The organism is Kitasatospora sp. NPDC001159, from assembly GCF_053598235.1.
Genome location: NZ_JBSFJV010000246.1, coordinates 1 through 2,496, shown reverse-complemented (window position 1 = coordinate 2,496; position 2,496 = coordinate 1). Strand labels below are relative to the sequence as shown.

At 72.3% G+C, this 2,496-nt stretch carries 1 protein-coding gene; it reads left to right on the top strand.

What is annotated here, in order from left to right:
• Positions 1 to 2,002: 2,002 nt before the first annotated feature.
• Positions 2,003 to 2,398: an aggregation-promoting factor C-terminal-like domain-containing protein gene (locus tag ACWC9T_RS41500; protein WP_449826200.1), complete on the top strand. Its 396-nt coding sequence runs from the start codon at positions 2,003 to 2,005 to the stop codon at positions 2,396 to 2,398.
• The last annotated feature ends 98 nt before the right edge of the window (positions 2,399 to 2,496 follow it).

Here is a 2,496-nt window from a genome sequence, read left to right as displayed (position 1 = left end):
GGCAGGGACAGGAACCGGTGCGACTGACGACGAATGCCAAGTTGCCAGACCGGATCGACCCTCGCCAAGACCCCCTCGCTACGATCCGCCGTCGTAGCCGAGGAGACCGGCACCGATACGAGAGGCGAGCCACCCGGAGCGCGCCGACCCCCGCCGCCCCCTCCCGGCCTGCGCAAACACCCACCAGCCGCCCACCAAATAGTCACAAAATTGCTCAAAACGGACACCACTATCCGTCATCGTGCACCACATCCGCGTGTGAGCGCACTCACCCCCCAGCCCCCGACAACATCACCGAACGACCCACCGTCACCACACCGAGTCAACACCAGGCAACCGCCGTTGAGACCGCCACCACACCCGGCCGACACGGGACGGCACCGAAGGACATCCCCACAACTGCCGATCCTCCCGGCCGGCACGACGGCAGCCGGGCAGGGCGCGAAGCCGTCGCAGGACCGCGGAACTCGCCACAGCAGCTGGCCTTGGATCACGGCCGGCCAGGTCGTGGCTGCCGGGTAGCGACCTCCGCAGCGACCCTTCACGAAACTCCGGTCGCCGCCCCCTGGCGGTGGCCGTCCTGGCCGATCACCCGGCAGCGCAGCTACTCGGTGGCGCGGCAGTGGTGGCTGGAATCGGACGGCCGCGTCGACGAGGACCAGAAGCCGGCGGCTTCGCCGGGCAGCGGCTGCGGCGAAGCCCAAGGTGCCGCGGGCGGGCGGACCGGTTCACGCAGGGCCCGGCGGCGCTGGCGGCGTTCGTCGAGCAGGAAGGGCATGCCCGGGTGCCCCGCTCACCGGCCGCGGTCGCGGCCGGTGTCCGAGGGCTGGCGGTACCGCTGCTGCGGCCCTGAGAGAGCACCGGGAGGCCGTCATCCCTGCGAGGTGGCGGCCTTCTGGCGTTCCGGGGCGCTGCCGGGCGGGCGGGTCACGGCCATGGAAGGAGCGGATAGCTCCGACCACTCGTTCGCGAAGGGAGCCGGCGACGGGCGGGGCCGGGCCGGACGGGCATCGATCTCGGTCACGGGTCACCGGCGTGCCGGGCCGGGCCCTGGCACGGCCGCTTTCGCCGGATCGGGCACCGTTCGTTCAACGGGCCGACCAGATCGGGCAGTCGGGGGTGTGGCGGCGCGTGATGGCGACGGCCCCTCCGGGCAGGACTCGCCGGGTGCGGGTGCTCGCGCAGCAGCCCTGTATACCCGGGCCCGGCCGCACCGGCACCGGGCGGACCGGGGTAGTGGGCGGCGGGGCGGGTGGAAGGGCGAGCCGGTCCTCGGGTACGTCGAGTCGGCGGGCTGCGGGGCGACGGCTGCGTCGGGGCGTTGCCATGGCCCCAGCATGCCGTCGTCCGGGCGGGCACGCCGCGCGGAGGCGGCCGGGCGGGGGAGGTCGGTGCACCGCCGTCCTGCGGTCGGCAGGTACCCGTCTGACGAGTTGTCCGCCGCCGGGGGCACGGTCGCAGGGGCCGGCGTACGGCGGAGGCAGCGGCGCCCGGCGCGCTTTCGAACCGCGCCGGCGGCCCGGCCGGCCGCGCCACCGGTCGTCGGCCCTCGGCGGGCTGCCGGCGATGCCAGCGGTGGAACGACTCGCCACCCGTACCTGGCGCCGCCGCCGCCAGCCCAGACAGATCGCCCCAAAACCGTCATAAGCCGTGAGACCGCTCACACTGAAAATGGTCCACGACGGGCGATAGCGGCCGCACCCGGCGCCGCCCGCGACCCCCGACTGCGACGTTTTCGCAGCTCAGCAGCGTTGGTGTGGCCACGCGGCCCGCCCTTCGAATCGACGGCGGTCCGCCCTGGATACGACGGCGGATCGTAACAAGGGGGTCTTGTCGGCAGCCGATCCCACCTGGCAACAATTGCTCCACCCAGCCACACCGGCCCCTGTCCCGCCGGATGCGGCTAACCGCCGAAACACGCCCCACGACCACTCGGCCCCTGTCCGGCCACGGTCCAAGCAGGGCGTGACACCGGCCCAACCCGATTGAGGTCCAGGTCTACATGCCCAATTTCAAGCTTCGTATGCGCACCTCTGCTGCTGTTCTCGCCGGCGCCGCTGGCCTGACCACCCTGGGTGCGGCTCTGGTGCCCGCCACCGCCTCTGCCACGACCCTGTCCCCGAAGACCATCGCCGCCCAGATCGTCCCGGCGAACCAGCTGGCCTCGTTCAGCCACATCATCTCCCACGAGTCCAGCTGGAACGTGCACGCGACCAACCCGAGCTCGGGCGCCTACGGGCTGGGCCAGGCCCTGCCAGCCTCCAAGATGGCCTCCGCGGGTAAGGACTGGAGGACCAACCCGCGCACCCAGATCAAGTGGGCACTGGACTACATGAACACCCGCTACGGCAGCCCGAACGCCGCCTGGGCCTTCTGGCAGACCCACCACTGGTACTGAGCCGACCCCTCGGCCCCCAGCAGCACACCCGCGACCTTGACCTCCCTCCCCCTCACCCCGGGGGCCGGACAGGGACCACTGGGATGACCCGACAGGGC

Coding starts and splice junctions, on each gene's coding strand:
- ACWC9T_RS41500 (WP_449826200.1), top strand. CDS start 2,003: ATGCCCAATTTCAAGCTTCGTATGCGCACCTCTGCTGCTGTTCTCGCC.